Origin of the sequence: Paenibacillus sp. FSL W8-0439, from assembly GCF_038008995.1 — a bacterium.
In the GTDB taxonomy this organism is placed as follows: Bacteria; Bacillota; Bacilli; order Paenibacillales; family Paenibacillaceae; genus Paenibacillus; species Paenibacillus polymyxa.
In genome coordinates, this window is sequence record NZ_JBBPAK010000001.1 from 2,400,001 (window position 1) to 2,415,516 (window position 15,516).

16 protein-coding genes and 2 rRNA genes (1 of these 18 only partly in view) are annotated in these 15,516 nt (G+C 46.3%); 14 read left to right on the forward strand and 4 right to left on the reverse strand.

The genetic code is table 11. The annotated features are described in order from the left end of the window. Together MKX36_RS10625 and rrf are read left to right on the forward strand one after the other, a co-directional pair. A 23S ribosomal RNA gene (locus MKX36_RS10625) occupies positions 1-1,461 on the forward strand; it begins 1,467 nt to the left of the window's first position. A gap of 150 nt (positions 1,462-1,611) precedes the next feature. Continuing rightward, positions 1,612-1,728 (forward strand): 5S ribosomal RNA (gene rrf, locus MKX36_RS10630). Positions 1,729-1,968: 240 nt separating this feature from the next. Here the strand turns inward: rrf and MKX36_RS10635 are convergent. From MKX36_RS10635 to MKX36_RS10645, 3 genes are read right to left on the reverse strand one after another with little or no spacing between them, the layout of a single operon-like run. Further along, positions 1,969-3,078: a CobW family GTP-binding protein gene (locus tag MKX36_RS10635; protein WP_107735278.1), complete on the reverse strand. Its 1,110-nt coding sequence runs from the start codon at positions 3,076-3,078 to the stop codon at positions 1,969-1,971. Between the two features lie 18 nt (positions 3,079-3,096). Next, positions 3,097-4,074 carry a TIGR03943 family putative permease subunit gene (locus tag MKX36_RS10640; protein WP_340864632.1) on the reverse strand — a complete coding sequence of 326 codons (978 nt, stop codon included), beginning with the start codon at positions 4,072-4,074 and terminating at the stop codon, positions 3,097-3,099. Positions 4,075-4,082: 8 nt separating this feature from the next. Beyond that, complete coding sequence (locus MKX36_RS10645; RefSeq protein WP_340864633.1) at positions 4,083-5,084, reverse strand: permease; 1,002 nt, start codon at positions 5,082-5,084, stop codon at positions 4,083-4,085. A gap of 231 nt (positions 5,085-5,315) precedes the next feature. On the opposite strand from MKX36_RS10645, the gene MKX36_RS10650 reads away from it, so the two are divergent. From MKX36_RS10650 to MKX36_RS10705, 12 genes are all read left to right on the forward strand, one after another. Beyond that, the gene (locus tag MKX36_RS10650; RefSeq protein ID WP_340864634.1) at positions 5,316-6,404 is read left to right on the forward strand and encodes a CobW family GTP-binding protein; all 1,089 of its coding nucleotides are present in this window, start codon (positions 5,316-5,318) and stop codon (positions 6,402-6,404) included. Beyond that, the gene (locus tag MKX36_RS10655) at positions 6,401-7,513 is read left to right on the forward strand and encodes a FecCD family ABC transporter permease (RefSeq protein WP_340864635.1); all 1,113 of its coding nucleotides are present in this window, start codon (positions 6,401-6,403) and stop codon (positions 7,511-7,513) included. The genes MKX36_RS10650 and MKX36_RS10655 overlap by 4 nt, the downstream gene beginning before the upstream one ends. Further along, positions 7,510-8,298, forward strand: coding sequence for an ABC transporter ATP-binding protein (locus tag MKX36_RS10660; RefSeq protein ID WP_031463431.1), 789 nt, complete (start codon positions 7,510-7,512; stop codon positions 8,296-8,298). The genes MKX36_RS10655 and MKX36_RS10660 overlap by 4 nt, the downstream gene beginning before the upstream one ends. 68 nt (positions 8,299-8,366) lie before the next feature. Then, positions 8,367-9,386 (forward strand): ABC transporter substrate-binding protein, encoded by a 1,020-nt coding sequence (locus tag MKX36_RS10665; protein WP_340864636.1) that lies wholly within the window; start codon positions 8,367-8,369, stop codon positions 9,384-9,386. 216 nt (positions 9,387-9,602) lie between these two features. Continuing rightward, positions 9,603-10,310: a metal ABC transporter ATP-binding protein gene (locus MKX36_RS10670; RefSeq protein WP_170973163.1), complete on the forward strand. Its 708-nt coding sequence runs from the start codon at positions 9,603-9,605 to the stop codon at positions 10,308-10,310. Next, positions 10,256-11,104 (forward strand): metal ABC transporter permease, encoded by an 849-nt coding sequence (locus MKX36_RS10675; RefSeq protein WP_153794958.1) that lies wholly within the window; start codon positions 10,256-10,258, stop codon positions 11,102-11,104. The genes MKX36_RS10670 and MKX36_RS10675 overlap by 55 nt, the downstream gene beginning before the upstream one ends. 35 nt (positions 11,105-11,139) lie before the next feature. Next, positions 11,140-12,138, forward strand: a complete 999-nt coding sequence (locus MKX36_RS10680) for a metal ABC transporter substrate-binding protein (RefSeq protein ID WP_016818448.1) — start codon at positions 11,140-11,142, stop codon at positions 12,136-12,138. Between the two features lie 354 nt (positions 12,139-12,492). After that, a complete protein-coding gene (locus tag MKX36_RS10685; RefSeq protein ID WP_014599711.1) occupies positions 12,493-12,855 on the forward strand; it encodes a response regulator in 363 nt (120 codons plus the stop codon). 84 nt (positions 12,856-12,939) lie between these two features. Further along, a complete protein-coding gene (locus tag MKX36_RS10690; protein WP_016818449.1) occupies positions 12,940-13,428 on the forward strand; it encodes a hypothetical protein in 489 nt (162 codons plus the stop codon). Between the two features lie 104 nt (positions 13,429-13,532). After that, positions 13,533-13,727 (forward strand): hypothetical protein, encoded by a 195-nt coding sequence (locus tag MKX36_RS10695; protein WP_017428465.1) that lies wholly within the window; start codon positions 13,533-13,535, stop codon positions 13,725-13,727. Between the two features lie 12 nt (positions 13,728-13,739). Continuing rightward, entirely contained in the window at positions 13,740-14,075 is a 336-nt protein-coding gene (locus tag MKX36_RS10700; RefSeq protein WP_016818450.1) for a YolD-like family protein, read from the forward strand. Between the two features lie 114 nt (positions 14,076-14,189). Beyond that, on the forward strand, positions 14,190-14,534 hold the full coding sequence (locus MKX36_RS10705; RefSeq protein WP_016818451.1) for a cupin domain-containing protein: 345 nt from the start codon (positions 14,190-14,192) through the stop codon (positions 14,532-14,534). A gap of 103 nt (positions 14,535-14,637) precedes the next feature. Here MKX36_RS10705 and MKX36_RS10710 read toward each other — a convergent pair whose 3' ends face one another. Further along, on the reverse strand, positions 14,638-15,507 hold the full coding sequence (locus tag MKX36_RS10710; protein WP_031463435.1) for an aminoglycoside 6-adenylyltransferase: 870 nt from the start codon (positions 15,505-15,507) through the stop codon (positions 14,638-14,640). Positions 15,508-15,516: the final 9 nt, after the last annotated feature.

The following is a 15,516-nucleotide window of genomic DNA, read 5'->3' on the forward strand; positions in this document are numbered from 1 at the left end:
GCGATGGGGTGACGCAGTAGGGTAGTGACGCGGACTGATGGATGTCCGTCTAAGCAGTGAGGCTGATGTGTAGGCAAATCCGCACATCGTGAAGGCTGGGCTGTGATGGGGAGCGAAAATTATAGTAGCGAAGGTCATGATCTCAGACTGCCAAGAAAAGCCTCTAGCCAGGAGAAGGTGCCCGTACCGCAAACCGACACAGGTAGGCGAGAAGAGAATTCTAAGGCGCGCGGAAGAACTCTCGTTAAGGAACTCGGCAAAATGACCCCGTAACTTCGGGAGAAGGGGTGCCTCGGTAGGGTGAATAGCCCGAGGGGGCCGCAGTGAAAAGGCCCAAGCGACTGTTTAGCAAAAACACAGGTCTGTGCGAAGCCGCAAGGCGAAGTATACGGGCTGACGCCTGCCCGGTGCTGGAAGGTTAAGGGGAGTGGTAAGCCTTCGGGCGAAGCTATGAACCGAAGCCCCAGTAAACGGCGGCCGTAACTATAACGGTCCTAAGGTAGCGAAATTCCTTGTCAGGTAAATTCTGACCCGCACGAATGGCGTAACGACTTGGGCGCTGTCTCAACGAGAGATCCGGTGAAATTTTAATACCTGTGAAGATGCAGGTTACCCGCGACAAGACGGAAAGACCCCATGGAGCTTTACTGCAGCTTGATATTGAATTTGGGTACGATCTGTACAGGATAGGTGGGAGCCGTTGAACCTTGAGCGCCAGCTTGAGGGGAGGCATCCTTGGGATACCACCCTGATCGTATCTAGGTTCTAACTTGGTACCGTAATCCGGTACGAGGACAGTGTCAGGTGGGCAGTTTGACTGGGGCGGTCGCCTCCTAAAGAGTAACGGAGGCGCCCCAAGGTTCCCTCAGAATGGTTGGAAATCATTCGAAGAGTGCAAAGGCAGAAGGGAGCTTGACTGCGAGACCTACAAGTCGAGCAGGGACGAAAGTCGGGCTTAGTGATCCGGTGGTACCGCATGGAAGGGCCATCGCTCAACGGATAAAAGCTACCCTGGGGATAACAGGCTTATCTCCCCCAAGAGTCCACATCGACGGGGAGGTTTGGCACCTCGATGTCGGCTCATCGCATCCTGGGGCTGAAGTAGGTCCCAAGGGTTGGGCTGTTCGCCCATTAAAGCGGTACGCGAGCTGGGTTCAGAACGTCGTGAGACAGTTCGGTCCCTATCTGTCGTGGGCGTAGGAAATTTGAGAGGAGCTGTCCTTAGTACGAGAGGACCGGGATGGACGTACCGCTGGTGTACCAGTTGTTCCGCCAGGAGCACCGCTGGGTAGCTATGTACGGAAGGGATAAGCGCTGAAAGCATCTAAGCGTGAAGCCCCCCTCAAGATGAGATTTCCCAATTAGTAAGACCCCTTGAAGACGACGAGGTAGATAGGTTGGGGGTGGAAGTGCAGTAATGCATGGAGCTGACCAATACTAATCGGTCGAGGGCTTATCCTAAGATAAGACGCAATGAAGTTTCGGATCCAGTTTTCAGGGTGTAACCTTGAAGGTATGTAGAAGTACATACAACAAGCGTATGGCGATTCATTCACAGAATCTGTGATGAACCGAATAACCTTACGAAGGAATTTGCGAGGCAAATTCATGTTTGGTGGCGATAGCGGAGGGGTTCCACACGTACCCATCCCGAACACGACCGTTAAGCCCTCCAGCGCCGATGGTACTTGGACCGCAGGGTCCTGGGAGAGTAGGACGCCGCCAAGCAAATAATAGTATGACTCTGCATAGTCGTACTCAGGTCGTCGAGAATGCCTCGACGGCTTTTTTTTGTTTTCCCATCATTCAACATAACATCCTATAAGGTATATACTGCGTATATGCAAATTTATGATAGTTACAAAAAAAGGCTGTTCCATGACTTTTAAAGGTCAAAGGAACAGCCTTTTATAATTTAATTTCGTAGACATTTTGGAGGGGAATTTCATTTCGAGCCGAATCTGTCGACTACAGCGAAACGAAGCACTGTTCCCATTGCTCGGTAATGGATGCTTTGTCAAGCTGCTCTCCAATGAGTGTGACATATCCCTGGCTCACCGGAAGTGCGGTGGGCTGCCATTCCAAGTGACTTCCTGAGAATTGCAAAAGCATTGTACCCTCATGCGGAAGCACACAATAACCTTTCGCACGAAGCAGCGAGGAACCTAGCCTAGTCAGGAAGTCTTCTAATCGTTGCTTTTCCAATGGCTGAGGAGAATATTGATGCAGTGTTAAGCTCTCCAGACGGGAAAAGGAATGGGGGAGGTCGTGATCGTGACTGTGGTTTTGACGGTGTGCAGAAATTACTTTGAATGCGGTACTTCTGGAGGCACTGCTAGGTCTTTCGTTATCTTTAGCGGGAATTGGTATAGGTGATGCTTCTGCATCGTTGGGCTGCATCTGTGCCGATGTATGTTGAAATACTTGTACAGGTTTCGGGTCAACCCATACGGAGTTCAGGACAGGTTCCAGCAGTGGTTCAAGGTCAATGCGGCTATACTCAGTAGTTTGCAACTTGGCCGTATCGTTGAGCTTGCGGATGTTCTTGACGACCTTAGCCACTTCACGGCTATTTGCGACATCCGTTTTGTTCACAACAATAAAGTCGGCGGAGCGAAGCTGTCCGTGCAGAGTCCGAACCAGCTCCTTGTCTGCAGTGAAGCGGCTGTTGTATTCATGGAACAGCTCAGCATCCACCACACTGATGCCGTGAACCAGATACAGCCGATCTGCCAGCAGTGGGGAGCGAAGTTCCTCCAGCACCTGCTCGGGGTTGGCTACTCCGGTGGTCTCCATGAAGATCACATCCGGCTCTTGGCTGAGCAGGGTGTGCAGTGCGCCAGCCAGCTCATTTCTTTTGCTGCAACAAATGCACCCCTCTAGCAGTCCTTCCACTGTTACGTCAGGCATTTCCTCTGAAATAATAGCGCTGTCTACATCATATTCGCCCATTTCGTTCATTAAAACAGCAGCACGAAGAGGAATCTGACGAGTATAGGCTAACAGCCGCAAAAGTAGTGTCGTTTTGCCGCTTCCAAGAAAACCACTGATTAATATAACAGGAACTTTGTTCATCATTTTTCCTCCTTGGCGGGTTTAGTGTGCCGTATTCAAGCGATCATAGGTTGCTACCGAGTCTGCTTGGGTATAGACATAAGGGGATTCTGGCTGCTTGACAGTCGTTATTTTATCGGATCGAATTTCAAGTACGGGTGCATTATCCTTTTGCGTTGCATGCAGAGTTCCTTCAATAGTCACCCAGGTATCCTTGTCAAAGGACGGAGGGTTCTGGGATTGGACGATAATCCCGAATGGCATGGCATCGGCAGTACAGCACATAACGAGGAACCTTCCTACTGCAAATAGACCTTTACCCGGTAGATTGTCGTCTTTATAGACAAAGCCGGTCACCTGTACTTTTTTTCCTTGAAAAGCGTGTTTATACAGTTCGATCGCTCCTATAGTTTCGGAAAAAATCTCCGGATGGATCTGTATAATGGGTTGCTGATACAGACGTTTCGCCAGCTCGGCGAATTCTACATTGTACTCATCGGGCGGAACGAACAGCTTATCCAGCGCTTCCTGACTCCATTTTCCCTTTAGAGGGAGCGAAGTTGGTGTGAAAGATGGAGTGGATAAAAGGGAGGCTGCGGGTGTATTCGTGGTTTGTATGTCTGTTTTTCGTCGTATATCCGGGTTGGGATAGGTGAAGGACATACCTTTTTTGGCTGCCATATCACTGCCAAGCGCCTGATTGGGCAGCAGTGATCCGAACAGCAACGGAATGAGCAGCATTCCATATACGAGAGTTTTTTTGAACCAGCTTTGCGGTAAAGGATGTTCGCAATCGCATACATCTTCACCATCCCGGCTTCCCACGATTACGTGCCATGCCATCGCCAAAGCGATGAATATGAGTGGCACAGGACAGAGTAAAAGCAGCTTTTGCATGTGCGGAGCCAAGTAGTAATGAAGTGCACTTGTGCGATGTAATGTGATGATGTATACAGCTAATCCGATCATGAGCAAGGAGCGCATGCCATATTGACAGCGGATGCTAAAGGTTGAATTCACGTTTGTATTTACCTCCCCAATAACCATTCAGCAGCTATAGATCCCATCAGGACGAGTAAAATAATGAGTAAGCCCAAGATCACGACAAATTTGGTGCGAAAGGTGCTGAGCAGCATGAGTGTGCCTTTGAAATCAAGCATCGGGCCGAGTACAAGAAAGGCTGCCAGCGGACCCAGTGTAAAGGTATGCGAAAAAGCAGTAGCTACAAAGGCATCAGAGGTGGAACATAGCGATAGCACGTAGGCAAAGCCCATCATAAAGGCGTATGAGCCAGCCGTACCATTACTTAACGAAAGCATTTCATCACGTGGGATAAAGGTTTGGATGCAAGCTGTCAATAATGCGCCGATAACGAGATATTTACTCATGTCCAAAAACTCGTCGCCAGCATGTACAAAAAATCCCCGCCATGTGCGGTTATGCCGATGAGTCTGATTGTTCTGCTTTTGTTGGTTAAAAGAGAGCAAAGACCGTTTGAGCGGATGCACACGCACAAAGGCATATATGATCAATCCGATGGTCGCGGAAACGACAAAGGCCAAACCCATTCGAACGACAGTGACCTCAGGATGGGAAGGGAAAGCCATCATTGTCGCAGCCAGTACTACGGGATTGATAATAGGTCCGCTTAAGATAAAAGTGATACCCATATAGGCAGGCATTCCCTTGAGCATTAATTGGCGAACGACAGGGATCATGCCACACTCACAGATGGGAAACAGCATACCTAGCAAGGAGGCGAGCAGGACACCCGGCACAGGATGGGCAGGCGCTATTTTACGAATCCATGTCTCCGGTACAAGCCACTGTAAAAGGGATGAAACAAGCACACCGATCAGGAGAAACGGAACAGCCTCCAGAAAAATACCCATAAATACCGTCTTTAATGACTGCAGCTGCCCTATGTCTAACAAACGAAGCCACTGAGGAGATAGCGTAATAAGCACAGGGATGAGAAAGGCAAACGGAATCATAAAAGGCAGCATCTTCAACAGCGTACGGTTTTTCATTCCACATCTCCTTGGGAATAAGGGTTCTTATCTACATCCTATGCCTGTGTTGGGACAATCATGCCGCAGGATTATGCTTGAATCACCTCCTATATTGACAATTCAAAGCGTGGTCATATATATTTATGTTCGGTAATAGTAATTATTACGATTAAAATCCGATAAATGATTGCAAGAAGAAAACTTTTACGGTACGATCCATATTAGTGCTGTAAAGACAAGGAGGATTATATGATACCGATTGTTGTTTTATCCGGATTTTTGGGCAGCGGGAAAACAACTCTTCTTCAGCATGCGCTGGCTTACTACAAGGAGCAGGGTCTCAAGCCAGCTATTTTGATGAATGAGTTGGGTGATGTTAATCTGGATGGCAGTTTGGTGAACGACCAAGCCCCCATGAAGGAAATGCTCAGTGGCTGTATATGCTGTACCATTCGCGGAGATTTGGGCGTCGAGCTCGTGAATCTTGCCGAGGAATATAAGCCGGATGTAATTATTGTAGAATGTACCGGAGTGGCTAATCCAATGGAGATTGTAGATGCAGTGACAGATGCTTCCATATATTCTTCTATGGTTTTACAATCTGTTATCACGGTCGTGGATGCGCGTCAATTTCTGGATTTCTCCTTGGGTAGTGAGAGAAGCAAGTCGTTTCGTTTGATGCAGGATCAGCTGCGGTGTGCTTCCAAACTGATTATTAACAAGACTGATTTATTGGCTGCGGGAGAATTGCAAAAAGTACAGGCCCTTGTAAAAGAATTAAATCCTTATGCTTTGACTGTAAGCACGGAGCGTAGTGACGTAGATTTGGGTGCCTTTTTCTCCATTCAAGGAGAGAAACAGATGGATGTTTCGCGGCAAAAGGAGTCCACAGTCGATATCGCGAATGATCATCAGCATGCGGAAGCTCATTTTCACACGTATGGTCATGATGATCATACAGGCCATCATCCTCATGACTATCATGAGCCCGAGCATCACGACCATAAACATGAACACGGAGAGCATTATCATTCCTACGACCATGTAGTTGTTCATACGCATTTTTTTGGACAACCTGTGTCACGCTCCGAGTTTGAACAGTTGTTCCGCAGTTTGCCTGCTGAAATTTACCGGGCCAAAGGAATCGCGCGATTTTTGGAATCGGAGGGCCAGATGATGTTTCAATTTGCCTATCGTGAGCTGGAAATCATCCCGATCCGACCGCAAAAGCCAGTGAACGATGTAGTGGTGATCATGGGCGAGAATTTCTCTGCTTCTGAGATCGGGGAACGATTGAAAAAGCTTGAAGCGGCTGCAAAGCCACTGGCTAGTTCATGATTTCGAGAACAAATAGCGTTTATTCATCCAAGCCTCATTCTCGAGCTGATCTAGCAGGGAAGCCTCCATGGAGATTTACAACAATTCTGCTGCTATTAACTGCGGGACTGGTGCTGTCAGTTACACTTGCGGTCATGCTGGGTCCTGTGGCTGTCGCTCCAGGGACAGTATGGCGAATTGCGCTGTCCCATCTGCCCTGGCTGGATCAGTGGATACCCGTGACATGGACCAAACCGGAGCAATATATCGTGTGGGAAATTCGCTTTCCGCGTGTGCTGCTAGGTGTTGTCGTGGGAGCAGGACTTGCTGTTACCGGAGCGGCTATACAGGCATTAATTCGCAATTCGTTAGCGGACCCCTATATTCTAGGAGTCTCGTCGGGTGCTTCAGTGACTGCGACGTTAGTTATTGTGTTTGGAGCTTTTGGATTTTTGGGACGACTTACACTGCCCATATCTGCTTTTATAGGCTCTCTAGCTGCGATGTTTATGGTGTTTGCGTTAGCTCGTGTGGCCGGACGGATATCGACGACCCGCTTGCTGTTGGCAGGGGTGGCGGTATCTATGATGCTGTCGGCTGTGACTAGCTTTATCGTTACGATGGCCCCGAATGAAAAAGGCATCCGTGACGCGATGTATTGGATGATGGGAAGTCTGGCAGGCGCTCAATGGGATACGCTTTTCATTCCAAGCCTTATTATAGCCGTGGGAACGGCTGTCCTTATGACCCGATGCCGTTCATTGAATGCTTTGCTGACAGGAGAAGAAGCCGCCGTAACGCTCGGTGTGAACGTGCAGGCGTTCCGTATATTATTGGTTGTTGTCGCTTCCCTTTTAACCGGGGCAGTCGTATCCGTGAGTGGCTCGATTGGTTTTGTCGGGCTTATGATTCCACACATCGTTAGGCTAATAGTGGGATCGGATCATCGTCGTGTCCTGCCTGTCAGCCTGCTTTCGGGAGCTATCTTTGTCGTGTGGGCAGACGTATGTGCCCGGCTCGTGCTGGCTCCACAAGAGCTGCCGATTGGTATTGTAACGGCTGTGTGCGGCGGACCCTTTTTTGTGTGGTTACTGCGGCGCAGTTCCTACTCGTTTGGAGGCGGAAAATGAATATAGAAGTCGAATGCGTGACCTTCAGTATTCACGATAAACGATTGATCGACGGTATCAGTCTCCAGGTAAAAACGGGAGAGCTGGTCGGGCTGATCGGTCCGAATGGCAGCGGCAAATCAACGTTGCTTAAGAATATGTATCGGGTGTTAAGGCCTGACAGTGGTTTGGTGACGCTGGATGGCCGGGATTTACTACGGATGAAGTACAAAGAAACAGCACGACAAATGGCAGTGGTAAGTCAGGATGCGCCCCAAACGTTTGATTTTTCAGTACGGGACATCGTCCTGATGGGCCGCCATCCTCATAAGAAACTGCTGGAAGCAGATACTGTCTTCGATCATGAGCTGGTTGAGCAGGCGCTGGAGCGGGTAGGCATGAATGCTCAAGCGGATCAGGGGTTTGCTACCCTGTCGGGCGGTGAAAAGCAACGGGTATTGATCGCCAGGGCTTTGGCCGGACAAGCGAAATTTCTCATTTTGGACGAGCCGACGAATCATCTCGATATCCGGTATCAGCTGCAAATTCTCGATTTGGTCAAAACACTTCAGATCACTGCTTTAGCTGCACTGCATGATTTAAATTTGGCAGCATGTTATTGTGACCGATTGTATGTATTAAAAGAAGGCAAGGTGGTAGCCTCCGGCATAACAGAGAATGTGCTTCAGCCTGACCTGCTACGCAGTGTATTCGGGGTGGAAACAGAAATTCGCATTCATCCGAAAACCGGGAAACCGAGTATTACCTTTTTACCGGATTCTCTTAGAGGTGGAGACCATCTATGACATTAACAGGCAGAATGGTGATTCGATAAGGTAAGATAAAACTGTGAATGAAAGAGGAGACGTTACATATGAATAAATGTAGCAAACCCGCATTACCGCTGGTTATGCTAGCTTTGGCGATGCTGTTATTATCGGCCTGCGCAGCAGGAAACACGGCTCAAACCACAAATTCATCTGCAAACGGGCAGCAATCTGATGCATCGCAATCAACAACCCAAGAGAAGGCAGTAGAGATTGAGAACATGGGTGTAAAAATGGTATTTCCCGAAGCGCCCAAACGTGCGGTTACATTGAACCAGCATGCGACAGAAGTTATGCTGGCCCTTGGACTGGAATCTTCCATGGTAGGAACCGCCTATTTGGATGATCAGATTTTACCGAAATATAAGACTCAATATGATAAAATCCCGGTTCTAGCCAAACAATATCCGTCCAAAGAGGTGTTTATGGCAGCTGCACCGGATTTTGCCTATGCGGGCTGGAAGAGTGCCTTTAATGATAAAAATCTGGGTTCCCGTGAGGAGCTTGCCCAACAGGGCGTGCAAACCTATATACAGGAATCCTCCAATAAGCCGGGTCCTATATTAGAAGATGTATATCGGGATATACTAAATATTGGACGTATTTTCCGGGTTGAGGAGCGTGCAGAAAAACTGGTAAATGACATTCGTGCACAAGTGCAGTCCATTCAGACTCAAATTGGCACGTTTGAACGGGCACCCAAGGTTTTTGTTTATGACAGCGGCGAAGACAAGCCATTTACGGCTGCCAACAATTATCTGACGTCTTTGATTAAAAGTGTGAAGGCGAAAAATATTTTTGATGATATCGATAAAAGTTTTACGGAAGTAAGCTGGGAAGAGGTCGTGAACCGCAACCCTGATGTTATTATTATTCTCGACTACGGAGATACTTCACTGGCGGATAAAGAAAAGCTTCTGTTGAGCAAGCCCGCGCTGGCTGGTGTTGAAGCGATCAAAAACAAACGATTTGTGGTGCTGCCTCTATCCGCAGCGGCTGAAGGTGTGCGAGCACCGATTGCACTGAAAACCTTGGCAGCAGGCTTGTACCCGGGCAAAGTGAAATAAACAAACAAAAGAGTTGCCAAAACATTGACGAACCTTGCCTAAACTGTTAAACTTGCTAATGCGTAAAGGTTACGTTTATCAAGCGCTTATTTTTTTATTACCAAATCGTAATAATTACGGTAGATGGTTTAATGATCATAAACGACCTGGAGAATCTGCGCTATGATGACCGCTCAGATGGCTCCAGGCTTTTTAAAGGAAAAGGAGATTTGCGTCATGTTATTGGCCTCATTGGAACAGGTCACATTTGGCTACGGAGATGTTCCTAACTTGGTGGATGCCAATGTTGAAATTTTTTCCGGAGAATTTGTGGCGATCACTGGACCCAACGGTGCTTCCAAATCGACGATGCTCAAGTTGCTGCTCGGTTTACTTCAGCCTTGGAAGGGCAAAGTGTTTATGTCCGACCGTACAGGTGAAGGTAAAAAGCTCGTTGTCGGATTTGTATCACAACAAATTGCTGCCTTCAATGGAGGATTTCCAAGTACCATCCTGGAATTTGTCCGTTCGGGTAGATATACTCATGGCTCTTGGCTGCGCCGGATGCGGGCTGAGGATCATGATCTGACAGAGCAGGCGCTTCGTCAAGTAGGGATGTGGGATTTACGGCACCGCAAAATCGGCGAATTGTCTGGTGGACAGAAGCAGCGTATTTGTGTGGCAAGGGCACTTGCTCAGGAATCGGATTTGCTCATTTTGGATGAGCCCACGACCGGAATGGATCAGGAAAGCCGACATCACTTCTACGATCTGATGAATCAGCAGGTTAAGGAATATGGAAGAACTGTAGTCATGGTTACCCATGGACTATCGGAAGTACAACATTATCTGGATCGTATTATTGAGCTTGAAAGGAAGGAAGATGGCGGATGGAAATGCTGCACTACGACTTCATGCAGCGGGCATTTTGTGCCGGTGGGGTAATTGCACTGCTGGCCTCGGTGCTTGGAGTATACCTGATGCTACGGCGTCAGGCTCTCATGGCGGACATGCTATCGCATGTATCGCTGGCAGGGGTGGCAGCAGGTGCCTATTTAGGGATTAACCCGACGATAACTGGATTTATTGTTGCGGTGATCGGTGCGATTATTGTTGAATACGTCCGCAGATCTTATAAAACGTATAGTGAGATTTCTGTGGCTATTATTATGGTAGGTGGCCTCTCAACGGCTGTTATTTTAATGAATCTGAATCAGAGCATTAACAAAGGATTTTCCGCTTATTTGTTTGGGTCGGTAGTAGCCGTCAATCAGACAGAGCTGATGTTGATGATCGCTGTGGCTGTCATCGGAGGTATTTTCTTTTTCGTGTTCCGACGGCCTTTGTACCAGATTACCTTTGATGAAGAAACGGCAAAGACCAATGGTCTTCCTGTCAAGTCTATCTCGTTTGCGTTTAGTATTTTGACTGGGATGATTGTAGCCGCAGCCATGCCGATTGTCGGTGTACTGCTTGTCTCCTCACTAATCGTGTTGCCTGCTGCGCTGGCGATTCGAATTGCACCGAGCTTCGCGGCAGCTATCTGGATATCCATGATCACCGCATTAATCGGCGTATTTATGGGATTAACCGCATCATATGAACTCAGTACACCCCCAGGTGGGACGATTGCTATGGTGCTATTATTATTCCTGATCGTAGGAGCTAGTATTCAAAAGCTGGTCCGTAAGCTTGGCAAGCAACAGGCTTCCCGACGTAAGAATGCGGCAGGTCAGTGAGTTTATAAAAAACTAACACATAAGGAGTTATGAATATGAATACATGGTTCAAAAAATCATTTGTATTATCCGCGGGGCTAGCACTTATTTTGGCCGGTTGCGGAGCTAAATCTGATCATGCAGCCACGAATGCATCTCAAACTGAACCTAATCCGGCACAAACAGCGGACAGTGGTAAAAAGCTGAATGTAGTCACCACTTTTTATCCGATGTATGAATTCACCAAGCAAGTTGCCGGAGATCATGCTAACGTAACCGCGTTGATTCCTGCTGGTGCTGAGCCGCATGATTGGGAGCCAAGCGCCAAAGATATGGCACAGGTTAAGGATGCTGACGTATTTGTATATAACGGGATCGTCGAAGGTTGGGCAGAACAGGCTTTGAGCAGCGCATCGAATGATAAGCGTGTAGTAGTTGAAGCAAGCAAAGGGTTGAACCTGATGGAAGGATCTGCCGAGGAGGAAGAAGGAGAAGAAGCACACGCAGAGGAAGGCCATGATCACGATCATGTGCTGGACCCTCATGTATGGCTTGATCCAGTCTTAGCTCAGAAAGAAGTAGAAGCTATAGAAGCAGGGCTTGTAAAAGCCGATCCTACAAACAAAGCGGACTATGAGAAAAACGCTGATGCTTATATTGCTAAGCTGAAAGAGCTGGATACTGAATTCAAAACGGGTCTGAAGAATGTAAAACGTAAAGACTTTATTACGCAGCATGCTGCTTTTAGCTATTTGGCTAAGCAATATGGTCTGACCCAAGTGCCAATTGCCGGATTATCTCCAGAGCAGGAGCCTACGCCGGACAAGTTGGCAGGTATTATCAAGTTTGCTAAAGAAAATAATGTGAAGACGATTTTCTTTGAAACATTGGTTGATCCGAAGGTTGCTGAAACCGTAGCTACTGAAATTGGTTCGAAAACGGATGTGCTGAATCCTCTTGAAGGACTGACGGATGAAGACAAGCAGAAAAACCTGGATTACCTTGGTGTGATGAAAAACAATCTGGAGGCTTTGAAAAAAGCTCTGAATGAATAAGCAAACTTTAAACGAATAGTTTAAAAAAAGATGTCGGTATGATACCGATGTCTTTTTTTATGTCTGTTTAAGGAGTTGACCCAATGATTCTTCTCACTTTAAATTCTCCTGCATAGTGCTAAGGGTTCATTGAATACCTAGTACTTTGTAATCTTCATACTACAGGAATGATTTACGTCATTGCGAAACGTTTTTATTGAAATTAATGCTGTAGTAGCTAGTTTCAAATTTCTTTTATAATTCAATGGTAGCGTTTTTCTTTTTACAGATTCTTTCTATTAATATAACTAGTTTTTTCACCGATATTGAAGTTTGGGCGTGCATATCATATGACAACGGATTGGAGAGGTTAACTTGGCAACAGTTATAATAGTGGATGATTCTTTATTTATGCGTTCTGTGCTTAAGGATATTCTGTTGGATTTAGGTCACTCTGTTATTGCAGAAGCGGAAAATGGATATGATGCAGTTTTGAAATATGCACACTTTCGACCAGATTTAATTACCATGGATATTAATATGCCTAAAATGGATGGGCTTGAGGCTGTTAAAAAGATTGTAGAGCTTGATCCTAAAGCCAACATCTTAATGTGTTCCGCTTTGGGTCAGCAGGAAGCAATTATACAAGCATTTAAGGCAGGGGCAAAAGATTTTATTGTGAAGCCATTTGAGATGGAAAGGGTCGTGAATGCCGTCACAAAAATGCTGGATAATTAATGAATCAAGCTTTTAATACATAATATTGAACATATTGAAGCGGGAGTTTCATGCTTATTTTTCACGAATATGGAGATGAATAGGATGAGCAATCGAGTATTGTCTCAAAAAGTATTTATAGATGAACTGATCGCTACGATCAAGAGTGGGGGGCTTGTTCCTGTAAATTATGAACACCTCATCAGTGAACAAAGGGGAAAAATGGATGCTCTAAACAATGAACTCACCGTTCGTATAGAGGCATTAGAGACAGATTTAATCTCTGCTTCGACATTTTCCATTCCGTTTGCCAATGGTGAAATTATGTTTCTTGCTCGTTATATTGTACTCATTGGGGATTATACCGAGGGTTACTTTGTATTTTATCGAGCAGAAGACTGCGAAAGTCCAGAAGAATATCAATTTTTAACAAGCTCTTATCAACTTCCACATGTATTGCTCGAATTATCTCACACTTTAAAGGAGCATGGTACTAATGAGCCACTTAATATTTTGACTTATTGGAATGGCCCTGTGTATCCGCTGAAAGATTTGAATAAAGAGGATATTAAGCTGTCCACCTATGAGTTTTAAATCCCTTGAGAGAGGCAACTCCCTCAGGGGATTTTTTTACATTGATAATCAAACGCATGTTCGCATATAATACAAACAAACGTTCTGATGAGGAGTGAAGGATGATGCTGGAGAAATATGTGGGACAGATCGTGGAAATCGTGTATATGGACCGAAAGGGCAAACTGTCTCATCGGCAGATAGAGGTGCATCGTGTGCAGAATGGTTTAATCCGGGCCACCTGTTTGCAAACTGGTCAGCCACGTGTTTTTCGATTAGATCATGTATTGGCATGGCATCCGGTAACCAGAACAGCATAGGAGGGGCTTACGATGGGAAAAAAGCTTGAAGGAAATGGCATATGGGAAAGCTCGCGTATGATTTTGCCTGAGCATCGGGAGGCATATGTAAGACTGATGAAGGAGCAGGGAAGACGCGGCAAGCCGACACTGGACGATCAGGAGATACAGCAGATTGAACAGGCCATTATCGTATCCTATAACGAACGGAAGCCTATTACACTAAGAGTGTTTAATCCGTTTGATGATGAGGAGCTGCGCGGACTGGTTACAGTGATTAACACAAGTCGGCGAGAAGTGAAGCTATCTCGTGGGGAAGAGGATTTTAGCTGGATTAAGTTGGAGGAAATTATCGAGGCGGATATCTAAAAATGGTCGGACTCAGAGTTTTTTTACATGGGTTCTATCGTTTTTTATAATTAAGATTGTAGCTCAGTGAATCCAGATTTACAATAAAACTGTAACTACAAAGGGGGAGTCAATTTGAAAATAAGTAAACATAATGCTGAACATTATATATGGGGAGAACAATGTGATGGTTGGCGCTTGGTGAAAAATGATGATTTGAGTATTATTCATGAGCGCATGCCGGGAAATACACATGAAGTCAGACATTATCATCATCATGCGCGCCAATTTTTCTTTATTTTATCAGGTGCAGCGGTACTTGAAGTGGATGGTGAACGCATCCAATTAGGATCTCAGGAAGGGTGTGAGGTTCCTCCTATGGTGCCTCATCAAATGTTTAATGAAACGAGTGAGGATGTTGAATTTTTGGTTATCTCTCAGCCTGCGAGCAGAGGCGACCGGGTGCTGACCGAAAACTAATATTAGGAGACAGCAGATTCCAAACGTATATAGGTCAAATAATGTTAGAGTATAAAAAACCAGGCTAGCACATGTAAATCAAGTGCCCGACTGGTTTTTTTCTTTAATAGATGCCCGTTGCATCTGCAGGGAGAGCTTTTACGTGATAGAGATAGTTTGTTACACGTTGATCGTCCTCAATCGGGTATCTATAACCATAATGGTTCGCCACCTTCTGGGCAACTTCTCTAAATAAATTACCCATGATAAAAAGAGACTGCCACATATGTTCATAATCTGCATCCGCAAACGTTTGGATGTAGGCCGTCCAATGTTCAGGCTCAAGGTGCTTCTCGAAATATTTTCCCTGCTTACCTGGATCTGCCGTGAAGTTAGTTTGTATACCCATATGCCATTCCAGCATGAAGTGAAGCGCATCTCTTACAGGTCGATCCAACATGAATTTGGCATAGGGAAGCTCATGTCGCCATAATCCTTTAGCCACATAAGTACTGACCCACCAGAATTCGTTGCAGGAATCCGCATAGGTTTGGGCGGTTGGAGGGACCGTCTTATAATCCTGAAGACTTGGCGGTGGGAAAGGCTCCACCAGGCCGTCTTTATCCAGCAGCAGTACACTTAAGCTGTCTCGAGGCCAATTGGCGATGTTAGTCACAGGGCAGAGGGTAAGATCAATGCGATTGCCATCCGTAAATAACATGAGAAAAGCAAAGCGATCACGGAACGTCACAGTAGGCTCCACATGCTCATCGGGTGTCTGCATAATGATCAATTCTCCAAAGCGGCGAATCCAGTGACGTTCCTGAATAAAGCTGTCCATGGAAGATACGAGAAAGACGATGTCATAATCCTGAAAAATATCTCGTGGAGCATGTGGATTGGCGCGTGAACCATTCATAATCACGGCACGTACCCGTTCATCTTCTTGAGCAAATTGGAGAATGGTATGCAGCATCTCTTGTTCACTTCTCACTATAGTTGT